Origin of the sequence: Pedobacter aquatilis, from assembly GCF_032678425.1 — a bacterium.
GTDB lineage: Bacteria > Bacteroidota > Bacteroidia > Sphingobacteriales > Sphingobacteriaceae > Pedobacter > Pedobacter aquatilis_B.
Genome location: NZ_JAVTSG010000002.1, coordinates 262,168 through 281,320, shown reverse-complemented (window position 1 = coordinate 281,320; position 19,153 = coordinate 262,168). Strand labels below are relative to the sequence as shown.

Genomic DNA, 19,153 nt, shown 5'->3' with positions numbered 1-19,153 from the left:
AAAACCCACTCAACCTTATCAAAATAGCTTATCTACTGATAAAAAGCAAGTTAGCTTCATCCCATTTTCAGGAAGTAAAATTTAAACTTGGTGGGAGTTAAGCCACCAATTCGCTAAAAAAAGGAATCAAATATAGGGAGATGGCAAGCATATTTTGGCAAATGTTATAAACATAATAACATTTCAGGCACGCCTCAATACCGAACTTATTCTCCATATCGATGTTATTATCAGATAATTATATTATTATGAGATTAAATTATAAAACAGCAGCGAAGATTTTATTAGGAACGGGATTAATATTTGCAGGCATTGGTCACCTTACTTTTGCCAGGAAAGCCTTTCAGGCGCAGGTGCCGAATTGGGTACCACTTAAAAAAGATGATACTGTGATTTATTCAGGCATTGGAGAAATTGCGTTGGGTGCAGCCTTAGTTTTTATGCCCAAGAAACATGAAAAACAATTAGGAATATTGACCGCTTTGATGTTTGTTGCCGTTTTCCCTGGTAATATTGCGCAATATACAAATAAGCGAAGTGCTTTCGGATTAGACACAGACGAGAAACGATTAGCCCGGTTATTTTTTCAACCCGTTCTCGTTTTTTGGGCATTAAAAAGTTGTAATGCTCTAAAAAATAAGAGCAAACAGGAATATTAATATACAGTAAACATTAGATTATTATTTTTGGACTCCTTTAACTAAAACAAATCTTTGCATCCCTTCTTTTTAACCGTAATAGGTGCAATTTTCATTTTATCGCTTATCGTTATCCTATTGTGGATTTACGGGCGAGACAAAAAGTATTTAAATGCTTTGCTTGGGGTTGCAATTTGCGGCACAGCGTGGTATGCGATGATATTTTTATTAACCAGTTCGGGCAATATCAAAAACTATCCGCTACTTTTTAACAAAGGTTTGCCGCTGTATTACGCAATTGGCCCTTGTTTTTATCTTTACCTCAGAGGCGAGTTAAAGCCGCAATTTTCAAAGTTTAACAAGAAACATCTTTTGCACTTTCTTATTGTTATCCCTGCAATAATTTCAGTTATACCTTATAACCTGTTGGATATAGAACAACAACAACAAGTTGTTAGCCGCGTGGCAACCGATGTTCATTATGCATTTTCGACAGATAAATATATTGTACAACCCTGGCATTGGTTCACGTTTCCCTTATCGGCACTTATTTATTCGATATTACAATTGCGCCTTACCTACATCATCGCTAAACAAAAGCAAAGGATTAAGGTAATCAGATGGGCTTATTTGTTTTCCGGATTATTGGCCATTATATTTTTAGGTATGCTTTTGCTGAATGTGGCGATACTTCGCAATGCAAATAATGCATATTTTATGTTGCACAGAAGTCCGTTGATTTTATCTTTAGCCCTAACCCTACTTTTACTGAGTTTATCTTTCTTTTTAAATCCGGAAGCGATTTTTGGTTTTGCGCTGAAGCCCGTAGCGGAAACTGCTCCAATCGGAGATGATTTAATTGAACCCCTACCAACCGAAAAACGTAAAGCCAAACCAATTGACGAAAAATTAATTGAGCAGGTAGAACATCATGTTATTGAAAAGCAAACTTTCAAACAAGTCGGCTTAACAATGAGCGAACTTGCCTCACAATTGGATGTTCCCAATCATAAATTATCCGATTTATTTAATAATCATTACCAATCTAACTTTAACAATTACATCAATAATTTGAGGATTGAATACGTAAGAGAAAGATTAGATTCTGGTGATTGGAAACAGTACACTTTGGAGGCAATTGCGCTTGAAGCAGGCTTTTCATCCAGAAATACATTCTTTGTTGCTTTTAAAAAAGTAATGGATAAAAGCCCCTCTGCATATCTATCAGCACTTAAAAGTAAGTAATTTTGTATCGATTTTGAATATCGATACATAAGAACAAGGCAGATTAAATGATTTATAAATATTAAAGCAGACTTTTGCTAAACACTAACCAAGTAAAAAAAACATTGTTAGTGTGAAGAATTCTAAACTAACAAGCTGCCATGTCAAATTCGAATAAAAAAACCTTGATGGTTTTTAAGATTACACCTGAAAAGTTTCTGGAGCTTAGCACATATGTAGATTGCGACAAACAATCTTTAACCATTTTCTCTCCCGCGAATAGAATTTCAAGCGGTGCAATATTCCAGGATAAAACCACACTTGAGGCCATGTTCGAGGAATTTGAAAATGCATCATAATATACCTTAAGCGCTCAATTTATAGGAATGGCTTTACTGCCAAAAGAAAAAGGCTCGAAATAAATCCCGAGCCTTTTCTGTATAATTAGGTTTAGAAATATCCATTTACCCTACATAAAACAATGAGTTAACAATCTTTTATTAAGGATTATTATTAGTTACCTTAAAATAGCTATACTTCCTGTGACTTTTTTTCCGTCATCAAAATTAATAACATAATAATAGGCGCCTATAGTTAAAGGTTTACCCTTACTTGTACCATCCCAAGGAATTTTATAACCAATGGATGAGAAAACCTTTGTACCTAATCTGTTAAAAATATCGACCCGACACTTCAAATCTGATGCGAGACCCTTTATATCCCAAACATCATTTATTCCATCGCCGTTAGGTGAAAATCCGTTAGGAACAACGCCTGCCGAAAAATTTTCAACAACATTAAGTGTTCCGTCTTGGTAGGAGATATCGTAATTCTTTGAGGAGGCATCTGCGACAGTAATATTATAAAAGCCTATAGGTGAGAATTTATCAGCTATTGAGTTTACTCTTGGTTGTTGTAAAAGCATTGCAGGCTTATCATTATTTACAAAACCACTGTAAGTTATTGTAAATAATGGGTTTTCAGTATTAACATACTTAGTTTTATTATCAGCAGTAATTACTAAAGGAGCTAGACCAACATAACTCAATGGCATAGCCAATTCCTTAGAAAGCCCTGAGCCACTTTTGATTTGAATTTGTCCTGAATACTCCCCGGCCGGAATATTTGATTTAAGTCTTATGTAAATTGTAGTTGCTTCTAAATCACCGGAAGAACCAAGGGTAATAGTTGAGCTAAAAAGCTTATGATCCGCACTAAGCTCAAATCCGTCTGGGACATAAATTACAACTGGCTCTGTTAAACTTTTTCCAGAGACCGTAAAATTTGTACTAACAGAACGCTGTCCGTAAATTGAATTTAAGGATTTTAAATTACCAGATACAGATAATTGTGGAACTGGTATAATCGGATTAACAATTATTGTAAACGAAAGTGGTTTAGCAGCGCAAGAAGATATAAAAGTGCCATGTGAATATGGATTTGTACCAACCCGGACATCAGCAATAATGGAATTTGTAGCGGTATTCACGACAGAGACAGTTCCTGGAACTTGATTAATGACATATAAGCGTGACCCATCCTTATTTAAGGAAATCCCCTCAACATATTCACCTACTGGTATACTTGCTATAATCGTGTTATCGATTGTATTGATTTTATTGATTACGATAACCGAATTTCCTCCTGCCCTTGATGTAACATATAAATTTTTTCCATCTGGACTTATAGCAGTTGCATACGGATAAGGAATTTGTATTGTTGAGGTAATTGACCTGGTAACGGTATTTATTACTTTAATGCTGTTATCCCGGGCGGTAACATACAAACTTAAACCGTCCGGACTAAGTGTAACTGTATTAGAACCAGCTCCGATAGGTATTTTGTAAGCTATGGTATTTGTTTGTGTATCGAAAACTGAAACATCATCATTATAAGCCGCTGCAATGTAGATATATTTTCCATCGGGACTGGCACACAAGCTGTAGGTCGATATATTAAGGCGAAGAGTTTTAACAACTTCATTTGTTTTTGTATTAATAACAGAAAAATTCCCATTACCATGTAAAGCATAAATGTAATTACCATTTTTACTTAATACAAATCCTGTTTGATAATCCTCTGTTATTATATTCTTCTTTACCGTATTTGCAGCTGCATCAATTACCGAAATTGAACCACCATGATAGTTACCTACGTAAACCAAACTTCCGTCAGGACTTATATCAACATTCGTAGGGTTTAAGCCTACGGGAATAGTTGCTACAACAAGATTATTTGAAAGATTAACGACCGAAACAATGTTGAGAAAATAATCGGCAATATAGGCAAAACCAGAACCAGCAGGTGTAGCGGTTATTGTTGCAGTAATTGGTTTTGAACTGTTGTTAGTGGCAACAAAAGAATTAATATCACCATTTCCGCTTGCAGCTAAACCAATAGCAGGGTTATCATTTACCCAGTTGTATTTACATGCCGAAGCACCAAAATTAATTGCTGTAGTATTCTCACCACTTAAAACAGTTTGATTGGTTTGCGCTTTGGATAATAGAGATTGGGCAAGAACAAGCAACAGAATATTTAAGGAGATAAAATATATCTTCATGAGAGCGCAAAGGAGAATAAATTATAAGCAGACCGAATCGTAAATCCGGTCTGCAATATATATAATTATTCGTTGATTGCCTTAACGCCTGGTAATTCTTTACCTTCCATATATTCTAACAAGGCACCACCGCCTGTAGATACATAACTTACTTCATCTTCCAATCCGAATTTAGCAATTGCCGCAGCAGAATCGCCACCGCCGATTAAGGAGAAAGCACCATTATCTTTAGTTGCGGCTACAACTGCATCCGCTACAGCTTTTGTACCAACTTCAAAACTCTCCATTTCAAAAACGCCCATCGGACCATTCCACAATAAGGTTTTAGAGTTTTTAATGACCTCTTGAAATAAGGCAGCAGATTTTTGACCGATATCCAATCCCATCCAGTCAGCAGGAATGTGGCCAGAATCTACACTTTTCTTATCCGCATCATTTGCAAACTTGTCGGCAATAACGGTATCAACCGGAAGGATTAAGTTAACACCTTTAGCTTTTGCCTTTTCAATTAACTCTAAAGAAAGTTCTTGTTTATCCGCTTCTAAAAGTGAAGTACCGATTTCACCACCTTGTGCTTTAGCAAAGGTATAAGCCATACCGCCACCAATAATCAGGTTATCAACTTTATCTAATAATTTCTCAATTAAAAGAATTTTATCAGATACTTTTGCGCCACCCATGATTGCTGTAAATGGTCTTTCAGGATGGTTTAATACTTTCTCTGCATTCTCCACTTCCGAAGCCATTAAATAACCAAAGTATTTAGCATCGGGAAAAAACTCAGCAACAATTGCAGTTGAAGCATGCGCACGGTGTGCAGTACCAAAAGCATCATTTACATAAACATCGCCCAAGGCAGCAAGTTTTTCAGCGAAAGCCTTATCTCCTTTTTCTTCTTCTTTATAAAAGCGAAGATTTTCAAGTAATAAAACTTCACCGGCAGCTAAATTATCTGCCTGGCTCACTGCTGAATCACCGATACAATCGTCAGCAAATTTCACTTCTAAATTTAACATTGAAGATAAATCAGCTAAGATGTGTTTTAAAGAATATTTATCTGTCGGGCCATCTTTCGGGCGACCTAAGTGCGACATTAAGATAACCGAACCACCATCTTTCAATATCTTTTGAATGGTTGGAAGCGCAGCACGCATTCTTTTATCATCAGTAATTTTAAAGTTATCATCCAAAGGCACGTTAAAGTCTACCCTTATCAATGCTTTTTTGTCTTTAAAGTTAAACTGGTCTATTGTTCTCATGTTTATTTATTTTGATTTAAGTTTAATTTCATTTCATAATGGAAACCGATTCCGGGAATGTCGAACTCTGGTGATTCGGTAGTGAAGCCAATCTTTTTATAGAAAGGTGCTGCCGTTGAACGGGCATTACACCACAAATAATTGGTATTATATTCCTTAAGGTATTCAATTGCAAAATCTATCAATGCTTTGCCATAACCTTTTCCGCCTTGTTCGGTGTGGGTTGCCATACCTCTAAGTTGGTAACCTTCTCCCTCACCCTCAAAAAAATCGTTGCGCATAAAAGTGGCTATCGAAAGGATTTCTCCCGCCAGTTCATACCCCAAATGAAAGGTATCATATGCTTCATCGCCCTCAAAAATGCAATGTTCAAATGACTTTCCATTCCTGAGCATCATGCTTCTCAAAGGAAGTACCTCTTTCGCCGATATGAATTTTACCATAAGTTTATTTTAATTCAGGGGATGTTTCAAATTTATGCAATCGTTCCCGTAAATCAAGAGGATTATTGGTTTTTTAGATCATTGGTTCATTTGCCATTGGTTCATTTGTCATTAGTCATTGGTAAATTAGTCATTGGTGAATTCGTAAATTGGTTATTGAAAATTGGCGCTTTGAAAAACTAACCACTAACCACTACCTACTGACCACTACCTACCGATAACTGCTCTATTTTCTTAACCAAATCCACAATTCTGCTGCTGTAACCGTACTCGTTATCATACCAACCTACAACTTTAACTAAATCGCCAACTATAGACGTTAGCTGTGCATCGAATACACACGAATGCGGGTTATCAATAATATCAATAGATACAATTGGGTCCTCTGTATATTCTAACAGATTAGATAATTCATTTTCTGCTGCTTTCTTAAAAGCATTATTAATTTCCTCAACCGTTGTTTTTTGTTTAAGGATGCAGGTAAAATCTGTTAAGGAACCATTTAGAACGGGAACGCGAATACCTGCCCCACCTAATTTACCCTCCAACTCCGGAAAAATATGGGTGATTGCTTTGGCGGCTCCGGTTGTTGTTGGAATAATTGATGATGATGCTGCCCTTGCCCTGCGCAAATCTTTGTGATTACTATCGTGCAGGTTTTGGTCGCCAGTCATAGAATGGACCGTTGTGATGTAACCTTCCTCAACACCCCAATTATCATTCAGGATTTTAATCATTGGGGCAATGTTATTCGTGGTACAACTGGCATTAGATAAAACCGGACTTGTTAAATCGATGGCCTGATCATTTACACCCAATACCACCATTGGAATATCATCAGCAGCCGGAGCAGAGATTATGACTTGTTTTGCACCAGATTGAATGTGCCCTTCAGCATCTTCAAGTGTAAGATTTTTGCCTGTACAATCTACCACAATATCAACTTTTAAAGCCGACCATGGTAATTGTACCGGATGTTTCATCGAAAAGAATGGAATAGACAATCCGTTAACTACAATGGCATCTGTTTTGGCTTCAACCTTTCCTTTAAACACGCCATGAACGGTATCGTATTTAAAAAGATGTGCCATTGTTTTTGGTTCTGATAAATCGTTTATCGCCACTACCTCAAATCCTTCGGCTAAAGCCAAACGTAAAAAGGTCCTCCCTATTCTACCAAACCCGTTTATTGCTATTCTCATTAACTAAAATTAGAGCGCAAAATTAATGTTTATTTTGAGATTGTTTAGGAATAAAATTGGTTGTTCGTTATCGATGAATTGTTTGAATTGCTAAATTGTTTATTAGGTCAATTGATTACTGGCCAATTGGTATTTCCTTAAGTTAAATTGATTGTTCGTCTGAGCGTATTTTATTACAAATTCTAGAGGCCCTTTAAAACATCTTGAAGAGCTGAAAACGAAAAACAAAGCACGGTCAAGGACAAAAGAAAAAGGATCAAAAAACTTTAGCTTGAATTACCTAACTGATCACTGATCACTATCCACTGACTACCGACAACTGACCACTGATAACTAAAAACTGTCAACTGACAAACAAACTAATCCGTTCGATTCGTATTATCCATTTTACGTAAGCGGTAGAATAGCACAAAATCGAATACCACACACAAACCGATAATAAAGAATATTAAAAAGAAATTCCCCAAATGCTGCATCAGTAGTGCCATTGCAATTACTGCAATATTTAATCCGGCGGTTAGCAGAATAATTTGAGGTGGTTTATAGCCTAACCTTTCCAAACGATGGTGAATGTGATTTCTATCTCCCTCAAAAGGTGATTTCCCTTTAACCAACCGAACAGAAAAAATACGAAGTGAGTCATACACTGGTACAATCAAAATAGATACCGCTATTGCAGGGGCTGAGAAAACAAAAGGTGTTGTGTCTCCGGTAAACTTACTTAATTCGATAAATTTTATAGATAATGCGGCAGTGACCAAACCAATAATAAGTGCGCCGGTATCGCCCATAAATATTTTTGCCGGGTACCAGTTAAACCTGATGAAACCAGCCACTGCACCCGCCAAAGCAAAGGCAATAAAAGCATAAGGAATTTGGTTCATCATGGCAAAGAAAACACCAAACACCAGATTCGCTATAATTCCAATAGAGCCTGCCAATCCGTCAATGCCATCTATCAAGTTAAAGGCATTATTCAAAAAGATAATAAGGATAACAGAAAAAACGCCACCCCAAAGCATGTTCATGTCACCAATTCCTAAAACGCCGTACAAGCTGCTTAATCTAAATCCTCCAAAAAACACCAGAATAAGGGCTACAATTAATTGAAGTAGAAATTTTGTGCTGGTGTTACTGCCATAAACATCATCTTTTAAGCCCAAAGCGGCTAGTATTATACAAGAAGTGATTAGAAAATTGGCTTCTTTAAATTGTACCAATGCCGAAAATAATAAAACACTTATGGTAAAACTTCCGAAAATAGCCAGACCGCCAAGACGGGAGATATTGTGCTTATGATTCTTCCGATGCATATCATTCGTATCGAAGAGACCATATTTGATTGAAGAATAAATAACCGATGGCAAACTAAAAACCACCATAGCAGCCGCCAAAACAGCAATTGCTATATAGAAAAATTCGGGGTTCGTTTGTAACAAGCTTTTTAACACAATTTTAGATTGAACACAAATATAAGCATTGCAATTTTATGGTTACAACAAAGTATGTTTACAATGATAAAAATCAATGTATTTATACGTGCTTAACCTGGTTCTTAATATGGTGATGGGTAAAAATAATCAGAAAATCAATTGCAGTGCTTTTGGTTTGGGAAAGGCCCTGCCATCCGCTTTAATGCCTCATAAAAAATTCGGCTGCTTGGTTGCTACTGTCAGGTTTAAATTAGTCGGGGCTTTTTATCTTGGGTATGGTTTAGACCGCCTGATGTTCCACTGTTATAACCAAATGAAATAGCTGTGTGCGCTTAAGTTAAAAGATTTGTCATCCTGAGCGGAGTCGAAGGATAAATTGTTTTTAGTTTTTTATTGCGAAGCACTCCGTTCAGACCGATTATCTAAAGCCAAATCATTACGATCAGAAAAACTGCTCTATTTTAAGTAGCTTCTTCTTTAATAAAGTAATAATTGGCATCGGGATTTTATTTCTCCTGAGCGCAGTTAAATCATTTTTTGCAGCCATTAAAATGCCCTTTATTGTTCCATTGCTTAAACCGCCAATACGCATATTAACCATCAGTTTTGGCAAATACTGGATTTTGATGTTATGCACGTAAAGGTAGCGGAGCATTAAATCGTAATCGGCTGCTGTACCTAAGTTTAAGGCGTAATTACCACATTTTGCAAATAGGTGGCGCTTTAAGTATAAGGTTGGGTGTGCAGGCATCCAGCCGTTTTTTAAGTCGTTTTTATTGGCTTGTTTTGATTTCCATTTACGGATAACCTTTAGGCTAATTGGATGGACGTAATTTAAATCGCCGTATATACCTTGTAAGCTATTATCCTTTTCGAAAAGTGAAGCAACATCTGCAATTATGGTATTATCTGCGAGCATATCATCGGCATTTAGTAGGCCAATTATTTCTCCGGTAGCTAATGCGATGCCTTTATTAATGGCATCATACAGACCATTATCAGGCTCCGAAACAATTTTATGAACACGACCACAGTATTTATTAATTATACTTAATGTGTTATCTGTTGAAGCGCCATCAATGATAATGTATTCAATATCAGTAAAATTTTGATTCAGTACCGATTTTATACAGTCATCCAGAAATGCTTCGCCATTAAATACAACCGTTATGATGGATATTCTCATTAATATTCTTTTGCCTGTTTGCAATGCTGATGCATCCTATACCTGCAGTAAAGATAAAAAATACGGGCACATAATCGTCAATCGGGCAATTGGTTGTTATCACCGCATAATAACCAGCGTAAATAACGGAGGTTGATGCGGGTGTAATAGTGCTTGAACCATAAATGTAAACCTCGCAAGGGATATTTGTGGTATTAAAACATCGCGTAGCAGTTAATGCATTCCAACCTGCATGGCCTTCGGAGGTTTCAATCCACTGAGTTGGACTACCTGCCCCTGCGGTGTACGGTGTGTGATAAAGTCTGGATTGATTGGTTACGCCGGTGACGATATGACAACCATCTATACCATCGGCAGCAAAACTTAATATAGGGAAAACTAAGAGCGGGATGATTAAACACAACTTTCTCATAAGCTATAGAATTAATCATACAGCAAGATAGGTTTTATTTATTTGTTTCAAAGTTTTATTATGTTTTTTTGGTTAGATAATTGGTTGATCAGTGTAAACTGCTGAATTGATTAACTGGTTAACCGTTATTACCGCTATTCGAAATGTTAAGCGTAGCGTATTTCGAATGAGCAATAAATACAGATTTGTAATCTGTTAACGTAATTAACCCGAAAAGCCTCTGTTCGAAATATTAACCGTTTCGATAGGCGTATTAATAATAGTTGATGAGTGTATCCTTCGACTCCGCTCAGGAGGATAGGCAGAACAAATAATTAGCTGACCTAATACTTGCCTGCTCGCTAGATATAAACGTCACCCCCACCCTCTCCTAAAAGAAAGGGTGCTATTGGTCTTCGACTTCGCTCAGACTGACACCTATCACAATCCGAATTTCTGTGTCATTTTTTTCGGGTATTTAACTACTTAACTCCATAGTAAGTCCATGGTAAGTCCATGTTTTGACACAAAATATTGGAGTACATTTAGATTATTGTTAACTTTAATACGAGTAAGGTTTTAATCATTCATGACTAGGACTAGCTTCATCCTCCAATCATCCCGCAATTTATTACTGTTAAAAACTTATACTTATGGCAATATTTGATGGGAAAAGCCTGAAAGGCTCTATCGGGAACCTAGCTTTCAGTAAAATTGGAAAACTAACCGTTGTTAAATCGAAACCGGGTAAAGGTGGGGTTAAACAAACGGAAGCAACCAAAAAAACCGCTTCTATTTTTGGGATGCACATTAGTCCTTTCGCTAAGCAAATCCGCCTGGCTTTTAATACTATTCACCTTGGCTGGTATGATGGATCAATGGTAAGCAGAATGAGTTCAGCGATTTCTACAATAATCTATCAGCACATTGAAGGTGAAAATGATTTTGATTTTAATCATGGAAGTTTTAAACGTCTGGAAGGATTTGATTTCAATACCTACTCTCCGCTTAATGAAAGTTTGCTCGTTGCGCCCACAGTGACTTATAATAATAATCTAGTTAGCATTGAGACACCATCTTTTACCGTTTCAAAAAACATCAGGTTTCCGAAAAACAGTAGTTTCTGTCAACTTCAGGTTCAGGTAACCGTAATCGATTTTAAAAAACGTAACACATTTAACCATCCCATTGAACTGATCGATATAGATAAATTTGATAAAACATTTGACGGCAAAAATTTTGTTTTGGATATTCAAGGTGGCGATTTGGTTATTATTGGTATTGCATTAATATTCTCTGAAAGTAAGCATAACGAACATCGGGTTGTGAATGGGAAACTTTTTCATCCGGCTGGGATTGTTGCAGCAAAGTGGTTTGGAGCAGAGTTAGGTGGTTAGGAAAATTTGTTTTATTGCTGAATTGTTCAACTGATTACCAAGTTAGATAGTTAACTGACTATCTGTTTGCTAGTTAAAAAAAAGCACGCAATTAGTTCTCACATTGGGCGTATCGAAAGGCCTCTTAGGAATAGTAGTTAATGAGTGTATCCTCCGACTCCGCTCAGGAGGACAAACTGACTACTAACAACTGACCACTCATAAAATCTTCCTTCTGCGGAGAAGTACGAAGCCGAAAACACCAGCAGCTGAACCTAAAGCCCAAGAGTAGTCATCGAGGTTGCATTGAAGAACATAATTGGAGTAGTATGTACCTTTAGTAGCTCCGTATAGTGATAATCCATTTGCACAAGTTATACCAGTTAGCAAGCTTCCAACGCTAACAACCAATAATGGACTACCCCCACTAACACAAGAGTAACAATCACCTCTTGTGACCCCTGAAATGCAATTATTTGTGTTTGCATGTACACTATTAAATAATTCCAAGCTACTAAAAAGACTTACATTTATTGCCCCATTATCATGTTGGGTATAAATATTAGAACCAATTAAGCAACCATCAGCAGCAGATAGTTTATTGAAAGAGAATAAAATTATAATAACGAATAAGCCTTTAATGCTTCTCATAATTTTGTAACGGGATGATGTGTTACAAAACTAAAGGCGCTAGGTATCTATAGGATCGTTCGTTTTGTTCAAGAAATTACACTTCTTATAGCATGTTTACGAAAAAAGAACAAACTGAATATGATTGAAATACAGATAGCTAATATGACATGGTCGTCAATCGGAACGTTACAAGGTATAAAAGTAGACCTATAAATATTATCAGTATTATAAAATCCACCTGATGGATTTCTGACTCTGCAACCAGGACCAATATAAACAGGATCTTCCACGGTACACGGCTTGTGCCCAACCGATGGATTGTTATAATTGTAATTAATTTCGTAGCTAACTGATGCTGAGAAATAATAGATTCTATTATTTGGATTTCCATTATCCCCGGAAGGAGTGGTGTAAATCCTACCATTATACGCACAACCGTCAATCGTCCCCGCCCTTGTTTCAATTATCCCTATGCAAATAATTAGAAATATAATACCTAAACTCTTCATATTCTCTTGTAACCTTAACTAGAAGCAGTTAGTTTATTTTGAATTAAACAGCTGGTATTATAACATGCAAAGATGTTGAACCTCGCCTTTAGGCATGGTTTAAGAGTCTTCATAAATAAGAAACGGATTAAAAATTAGTTAACTAATTTTTCAATAGGCATGCGAAAATGAACAAAAATATTTAGATAAAAAATGAACAAAATGAACAAAAACAGAGCTAAAAGTTGTATATAATTTTTCTAAAGAGCAATTGGTTCTAATCAAAACCTGACTATTGAAATTGTTTGGTTTGTTAGCCTCATCTACGTAAACCAAATGCGATTGGATTTTGAAGTTTGGTCTACGTAAAGTGAAATTACATTCTAGGAGAGCATATCGAATGAAATCAACGAGACATTATTAGACAGTCCTTGTACCATATTTTCTAAAAAAGAAAAAGCCAAGAATACTTATTGGCAAAATTAGCCAGGGTACATAATCATCAATTGGGCAACGAAATATGTTATAAGTAACCAGATATCCATTATTGAAAAGCCTGTCACCTACTTTACAATTGAAAGTGGAATATGAAGATACATTTATTGCATAAGTTGCTTCGGGATGGTTATTACATGTCCATGCTGGAACACCTGAATTGTAAACAACGTAATTATTGCCTCCACTATAGTACGGACCATTAACAGTACCTGTAGTAACATAGCCATCATAAATCCTCAGTGGATTATCGATTGGTCTTAAACATCCAGTGTCTGCACTAGCAGAAAAAATTAGAATATTTAAGATAAAATAAGCAAAGAAACTTTTAACTGAAGTCCGAACAAATTGACAACTGAACTTTCTAAAATAACCTTTTGATGGGGGGCATAAATCCCACAAATTGAGTTTAAAATTCTCCATAGCTTATAAGTTTATAAGCATATCGAATCAGCAAAAATCAACCAGAGGATGTAAACATCTAAAAACTAAGATGGTACATCAGTATAAACGGAATTTATTATTAAAAAGTTTTATTCCTAAAAACAGATTGTGTTAACCTGTAAAGCTCCCTTTACGCATATAGTAAAAACCAAAAATTCCAATTGGTAGAATTAACCAAGGGGTATAATCATCAATTGGGCATGCCACAATCGTAAATACACTTGTTGAAGTTGTATTGGGATTATAATTTGGCGAGAAGCCGCAACCAATATCCGCAATAGGTGTATTCCCTGTAGCATTCGGGTCTGGCCCAATAAAATTTGTTCTTCCGACATAACAATTTTGTCGAGGACCTGCGGAATCGTATTGATATCTGTAACCTGTTACAGTTTCATTTGGAGCCGTACCAGTTCGCCCCATGTAAATAGTTCTAATATAACCAGTGTACATTATCCCACCGATAAGGCAACCACCAGGAGAAGGTGGCGGAGGTACTCTATCCAATCTTAATGAAGCTTGAGTGACAGCATTGAGACCACAAAATATTAGAGTAAAAATCAAAGTATAGCATAAACGCCTCATTATAATCAGGGAACGGGACAGTTTCCAATCGCAAAAATATATAATGGTGTATTAAATACACTAATTCTGCTACATCATCATACAACTTTTATGTTTTTTGAACAGAAAAGTGCATAAAACACCATAAAAACACAACATATAGGAATGTTTTAGCTATGAAATTTTAAATACATATAGGATATTAACAATTTAGGCAAATCGAGTATCATTAATTATCATTATACCTTAACCATTAATAATTGTTTTTTTCTGAGGTAAAAAAAGCTAAATATTCCAATTGGCAGCAATAGCCAAGCTATATAATCATCTAATGGGCAAGGCACCATCCTAAAATTTGCTGCCGATTTGAATACTCCTGTTGTGGAGCCATTAACTGTGCAACTCATATTACCTGTTGCAGCATTATAGTTATATTTTGGGCAGGCAGTAGGATAAGCAGTACCAGGTGAATTATTGTAAGCTATTGGAAGCCCAAAATTTCTTGTTCCCGCTAAAGGACCGTAATAGATTACTTCATTAGCAGTAGCATAACCTATAGCACAACCTTGTCCCGAGGCTGTTAAGATTGATATATTGCTGAATATTAAAAAAAATATCCATTTCAGTTTGTTCATGAAATTAACCCTGTCTGATTAAATAGAGAATAGACAAAAGTACCTCTAATTAAACTCAGGCTAACGCATTGATCACGATCTGCTTTTGACAATTATCAACTTAAAAGCAATAAAATGACATATATCAAAAGCTAAATGAAAAATACATAATCTGGAGATTTCGTAGAGATTTTTAAGAATGTTGAGCGATTCCGTTATAGTAATTTCTAAAACGAAGAAATCCAAACAAACCAATAGGCAGGAATAAAAAGGAGATATAATTGTCTAATGGGCATCTAATAATGCTGTAGGAATATTCATAACCGACAGTATTTGAGTTGTAAGACGTTGTAAAGCCACATCTATTGCCTGCTCCACCTGTAGTTCTTGCATAGAAATTCTGATCTCCAATTGGACATGCTCCTGATAACGCTACGTAACTTGTAATCAGAGAATTATCATATTGAGGCCTATTAAATAGCCACAGAAAACCACCATATACGTCATCAATTTTATCTGTATAAATTCTTCCTGAAACTAAACAACCCGTTTGTGCAAGGGTTTTTGTGTTGCTAAATAAAAACAAACAGGCAACAGCTAAAAAAATAAATTTTCCCATAAAATATTTTAATACTTTCGGGAGGATACGTTTAACATAAATAGGTATTGCAAAACTATCCAATAGGTTACTTAAAGCCTTATTTAAGCTGTTGATGCCTGATGATAAATATCAAAGCGAGTGCTTATGATTGATATTTATCATTTAGAAGTTGATGGAGGGGATGGAAATGTAGAGAATGGAGGATGGATAATGGTTGATGGAAGATGGAGTGAATGGAACACGCTTTTATTTATTTCCCCCTTCTTTTTATGTGAAATAGACCAACAATACCAACTGGTATAATTAACCATTCTATGTAATCATCAATCGGACAATTTGTAACTAAAGGCGTGTAAATTATTATTTCATACAAGGGATTACAATCACCATTAATACAACAACGTGTGCCTTGTGGTTCTGCATCATTAAAATTATAATTCGGACATGCTGAAGGATAGCCCGTGGTGTTATAAATAATAGGCCCTGTGTAGTTTTGGAAGCCACTAATATTTGGCATAATCCTTACAGAATAAATGATTTCTGAAGATGAGTTATCAATGTTTTTGCCACAACCTTCACTTGCAAATACATCTGATACTGCAAAAAAGTACAAACCACTTAAAAAAAAATACTTAAACTGCTTATGAAATGATAACAAATAGCTGATTTCGATACAGACCTGGTAAATTGCGCTACTAGTATATCGAATTAAAATGCGTATTCCACTAGCGGGTTGGCTTTTAACAAAAAATGCATTCGATAATATTACGAAATCTTTTTTGAGCATTAATTTAAAGTTGAAGAATCTTAAGCAAGGCATAAGAATTAATACTTTAACATAAAAAATGGCAACGAAAGAAGGGGCAATTTCTATTGGTGAAGATAGCTTGCGCAGGGCTGCATCAGAAAACAGTGATATTAAACGAAATGATTTGCTAATGTGGCTTTCGCTTTATAAAATTAGTAAAGCAAATTTACTCCTTTTAAGAATATTAACAAAATTTATTCTACAATAAATTCTAAATAAGATAATGGTTATAAGTTATTAAGAAACGAAATAGTTTTATGTCGCTTTATGCTAAAAAAAGCAAAAATACCCGCTGGTAGAATTAACCAAGAAATGTAATTATCTATTGGACAGTTTATTGGGGAATACTCAGCAACTCGATAGGAATTGTTGCATACGTTATCAATGCAACATCTGGTATTACTTACAGCTAATGATATCCATCTGTATTTTGGGCAAAAAGTTGGATAATATAAATCATTATAGATTATTGGACCTGTGTAATTTGTTCTTGAAGTATTAGCTGGAGCAGGACCTATACTAGTCGGATAAACAACTTCAGTACTTGAATTGTAATTCATAACGCATCCAGTATCGGCATTAGATATCAACGGAAATAAAAATAACAGAAAAGCAAATGATAAGGATAACTTAACCATAAAATTAACATAATTTTATGGGATGAGCCATTAACAATTGGGGATGCGCAAAAGTAAATCAAAAAATAAGATATCCAAATTAATAAATTTAAATTTATCTGGCCTTTTTTAATCGAGTTCGTTATACCCAAATCACGAGCGGCATATAATATTATTCAGCAGTAATCATTCCGATTATTTTTTTGTTTTTCTAACAAAAAAACACCCAATTACACATAAAGGCAATATCAACCACGTTGCGTCATCATCTAATGCGCAAGTTGTAAACTCATTCCCTGTAAAACTTCCTAAATCTCCTCTTAAATAAATACCAGAGCCTATTGTGCTCCGATAATAACAGTTTAGCGTACCATTTGGAATCCATTTAACGCAGGGATAATGAGTTTCATCACCAATCCAATCATCTTTCGGCCCCCATTGACTATACCTGCCGCCCGTTTGCGGTTGATACCTGGCAAGGAATGGCAAACCTCCCATACCAGTGTAGGCCTGATAAACAGTTCTAAATCCATCCCTGCTCATACAGCCAGCACCCGTACTTGGTTGGGCATTAGCAGTTTTTGGCATCAACAAAAATAGGAGAATCGGCGAACCTATTAATACTACAATGGTTGTTTTTAAGCAGTGCATAATAATTAAGATTTTGGAATAAAAACTGGCTAGGAAGAGAAGGGCAATTTCTATTTAATTAATGGCTCGTGCAGATTAGCATCAGAAAAAGAATTCAGAGAAAGACACAGATTTATAAAGTTGACTTCGCAAGCAACAATAAGCAAACTTACTCCTTTTGGGAATATTTTCAAATCTTATTTTAAATTGATCTACTGATATAAAGCAAATTTTTTACCCAATGCAGTAATTATAAATTTTAGAAAATGGTTTAAGATGAAAATCCCTTAGCAGACTCTAAGGGCTTATTTAATTATGAATGCAAATCGATTGACAAAAATCAATTACTGATTAAAATTTATCGATTTTTCGTCATTTACGCATTAATAAAGTATTTTTGTTACTGAAACCAACAACAATCAATATCTTGAATATGATATCTTATTACAAAAGCAAAGGCGTTTTTTTAATTTTTCCTGTATTGATTGTTTTATTCTTTAATGCCTGCTCAGCCAGAAAGGAACGTAGTTTATTTAATGCAAAGAGCGATATAGTAACAGACACCATTAAACAAGTCTATGTGGTAAACGACCAGGGTATCAGCGATGCTTACTATAAAATAAAGGTAAATGACAGGCTGGCCATTCGTAACGTTCAAAACCCTGAATTTGGTGCAACAGGCAGTACGGCAGGAACAACAAGCCTATCAAGCGGTAGCCAAGGTGGTTCTGGTGGATCTATCAATAATACACTTTCTTATCCGGTAGATTTAGATGGATTGGTTAATCTGCCTGCTATTGGCAAGGTGGAGGTTATTGGTTTAAGCCGCAGAGAGGCTGCGCTTAAAATTCAGGATTTGTATGCCAAGCAATTACTGCGCAATCCCATTATTGAATTGAGTGTGGTGAATTTAAAGGTTACCTTATTAGGGGAGTTTGGAAAGCAAGGTAATTTTTTATTAGAAAGAGAGAACACCACTTTGATTGATATTATTGGCGAAGCCGGAGGCATTACCAAAACTGCCGACCCTAAAACGCTTAAAATTATTCGTGGCGACAGAGCCAATCCGGAATTGATTTACGTAAATCTTAATGACATTAACAGTTTAGCTAGTAAAAAGCTGATTTTGCAGAATAACGATATTATTGTTTTACAACAAACAAAGAGTAGTGCAACAACGGAAAAGTTGCAGAGTTATAATAACATTTTACAGCCATTATTAGTGGTGGTTAACTTGGCGGTTTTGATTTTTACCGTAACGAGATAGGTTTAGGTAGCAGTTTTGGAAGAAAATAGATTTGTATTAGGCATTTATCCGCTCGCCGCCGCGGAAGGGCTCTTTCTTTTTGATGTCAAAAAGAAACAAAAAACACCGGCTTGCTAGATTTCTGTTAAAGGTAGTGGTTAGGCTTATTGTTGCAGCCCGAAATCTAGACCATGCCGGAAAAAAAGCGGAACGGAGATAAATTGGTAAGGCTTGGTTGGGTAGAAATAGAGGGGATGATTGTTAATTGTGAAATTGCAGAATTGGTTATTGATCATTGATT

At 35.8% G+C, this 19,153-nt stretch carries 20 protein-coding genes; 6 read left to right on the top strand and 14 right to left on the bottom strand.

The annotated features are described in order from the left end of the window. The first annotated feature begins 221 nt into the window (after window positions 1–221). From R2Q16_RS07170 to R2Q16_RS07160, 3 genes are all read left to right on the top strand, one after another. Entirely contained in the window at window positions 222–659 is a 438-nt protein-coding gene (locus R2Q16_RS07170) for a hypothetical protein (RefSeq protein WP_316736111.1), read from the top strand. Between the two features lie 54 nt (window positions 660–713). Continuing rightward, complete coding sequence (locus R2Q16_RS07165) at window positions 714–1,883, top strand: helix-turn-helix domain-containing protein (RefSeq protein WP_316736110.1); 1,170 nt, start codon at window positions 714–716, stop codon at window positions 1,881–1,883. A 140-nt stretch (window positions 1,884–2,023) separates the two neighbouring features. Continuing rightward, complete coding sequence (locus R2Q16_RS07160; protein ID WP_316736109.1) at window positions 2,024–2,221, top strand: hypothetical protein; 198 nt, start codon at window positions 2,024–2,026, stop codon at window positions 2,219–2,221. A gap of 158 nt (window positions 2,222–2,379) precedes the next feature. Here R2Q16_RS07160 and R2Q16_RS07155 read toward each other — a convergent pair whose 3' ends face one another. The 7 genes from R2Q16_RS07155 to R2Q16_RS07125 all read right to left on the bottom strand — a co-directional run bounded on the left by R2Q16_RS07155 (window position 2,380) and on the right by R2Q16_RS07125 (window position 10,360). Then, a complete protein-coding gene (locus tag R2Q16_RS07155) occupies window positions 2,380–4,425 on the bottom strand; it encodes a gliding motility-associated C-terminal domain-containing protein (RefSeq protein ID WP_316736108.1) in 2,046 nt (681 codons plus the stop codon). 65 nt (window positions 4,426–4,490) lie between these two features. Continuing rightward, the gene (locus R2Q16_RS07150) at window positions 4,491–5,684 is read right to left on the bottom strand and encodes a phosphoglycerate kinase (RefSeq protein WP_316736106.1); all 1,194 of its coding nucleotides are present in this window, start codon (window positions 5,682–5,684) and stop codon (window positions 4,491–4,493) included. Between the two features lie 2 nt (window positions 5,685–5,686). Then, complete coding sequence (locus tag R2Q16_RS07145; protein WP_316736105.1) at window positions 5,687–6,127, bottom strand: GNAT family N-acetyltransferase; 441 nt, start codon at window positions 6,125–6,127, stop codon at window positions 5,687–5,689. A 197-nt stretch (window positions 6,128–6,324) separates the two neighbouring features. Next, window positions 6,325–7,329, bottom strand: a complete 1,005-nt coding sequence (gene gap, locus R2Q16_RS07140; protein ID WP_316736104.1) for a type I glyceraldehyde-3-phosphate dehydrogenase — start codon at window positions 7,327–7,329, stop codon at window positions 6,325–6,327. 359 nt (window positions 7,330–7,688) lie between these two features. Then, window positions 7,689–8,768, bottom strand: a complete 1,080-nt coding sequence (locus R2Q16_RS07135) for an MraY family glycosyltransferase (protein ID WP_316736103.1) — start codon at window positions 8,766–8,768, stop codon at window positions 7,689–7,691. Window positions 8,769–9,204: 436 nt separating this feature from the next. Next, window positions 9,205–9,948, bottom strand: coding sequence for a glycosyltransferase family 2 protein (locus R2Q16_RS07130; protein ID WP_316736102.1), 744 nt, complete (start codon window positions 9,946–9,948; stop codon window positions 9,205–9,207). Continuing rightward, window positions 9,917–10,360 carry a hypothetical protein gene (locus R2Q16_RS07125; RefSeq protein WP_316736101.1) on the bottom strand — a complete coding sequence of 148 codons (444 nt, stop codon included), beginning with the start codon at window positions 10,358–10,360 and terminating at the stop codon, window positions 9,917–9,919. The genes R2Q16_RS07130 and R2Q16_RS07125 overlap by 32 nt, the downstream gene beginning before the upstream one ends. Before the next feature lie 632 nt (window positions 10,361–10,992). On the opposite strand from R2Q16_RS07125, the gene R2Q16_RS07120 reads away from it, so the two are divergent. After that, window positions 10,993–11,736 carry a hypothetical protein gene (locus tag R2Q16_RS07120; protein ID WP_316736100.1) on the top strand — a complete coding sequence of 248 codons (744 nt, stop codon included), beginning with the start codon at window positions 10,993–10,995 and terminating at the stop codon, window positions 11,734–11,736. A 198-nt stretch (window positions 11,737–11,934) separates the two neighbouring features. Here the strand turns inward: R2Q16_RS07120 and R2Q16_RS07115 are convergent, their stop codons facing one another. From R2Q16_RS07115 to R2Q16_RS07090, 6 genes are all read right to left on the bottom strand, one after another. Beyond that, entirely contained in the window at window positions 11,935–12,366 is a 432-nt protein-coding gene (locus R2Q16_RS07115; protein ID WP_316736099.1) for a hypothetical protein, read from the bottom strand. A gap of 890 nt (window positions 12,367–13,256) precedes the next feature. Further along, entirely contained in the window at window positions 13,257–13,754 is a 498-nt protein-coding gene (locus tag R2Q16_RS07110) for a hypothetical protein (RefSeq protein ID WP_316736097.1), read from the bottom strand. 132 nt (window positions 13,755–13,886) lie between these two features. Continuing rightward, window positions 13,887–14,279: a hypothetical protein gene (locus tag R2Q16_RS07105; RefSeq protein WP_316736095.1), complete on the bottom strand. Its 393-nt coding sequence runs from the start codon at window positions 14,277–14,279 to the stop codon at window positions 13,887–13,889. A 296-nt stretch (window positions 14,280–14,575) separates the two neighbouring features. After that, entirely contained in the window at window positions 14,576–14,971 is a 396-nt protein-coding gene (locus R2Q16_RS07100) for a hypothetical protein (RefSeq protein ID WP_316736094.1), read from the bottom strand. A gap of 172 nt (window positions 14,972–15,143) precedes the next feature. Next, the gene (locus R2Q16_RS07095) at window positions 15,144–15,569 is read right to left on the bottom strand and encodes a hypothetical protein (protein ID WP_316736093.1); all 426 of its coding nucleotides are present in this window, start codon (window positions 15,567–15,569) and stop codon (window positions 15,144–15,146) included. A gap of 232 nt (window positions 15,570–15,801) precedes the next feature. Then, a complete protein-coding gene (locus tag R2Q16_RS07090) occupies window positions 15,802–16,338 on the bottom strand; it encodes a hypothetical protein (protein WP_316736092.1) in 537 nt (178 codons plus the stop codon). Window positions 16,339–16,396: 58 nt separating this feature from the next. On the opposite strand from R2Q16_RS07090, the gene R2Q16_RS07085 reads away from it, so the two are divergent. After that, window positions 16,397–16,567 (top strand): hypothetical protein, encoded by a 171-nt coding sequence (locus R2Q16_RS07085; RefSeq protein WP_316736091.1) that lies wholly within the window; start codon window positions 16,397–16,399, stop codon window positions 16,565–16,567. Between the two features lie 604 nt (window positions 16,568–17,171). Here the strand turns inward: R2Q16_RS07085 and R2Q16_RS07080 are convergent. Then, a complete protein-coding gene (locus R2Q16_RS07080; protein ID WP_316736090.1) occupies window positions 17,172–17,627 on the bottom strand; it encodes a hypothetical protein in 456 nt (151 codons plus the stop codon). 412 nt (window positions 17,628–18,039) lie between these two features. On the opposite strand from R2Q16_RS07080, the gene R2Q16_RS07075 reads away from it, so the two are divergent. Beyond that, window positions 18,040–18,873, top strand: coding sequence for a polysaccharide biosynthesis/export family protein (locus tag R2Q16_RS07075; protein ID WP_316736088.1), 834 nt, complete (start codon window positions 18,040–18,042; stop codon window positions 18,871–18,873). The last annotated feature ends 280 nt before the right edge of the window (window positions 18,874–19,153 follow it).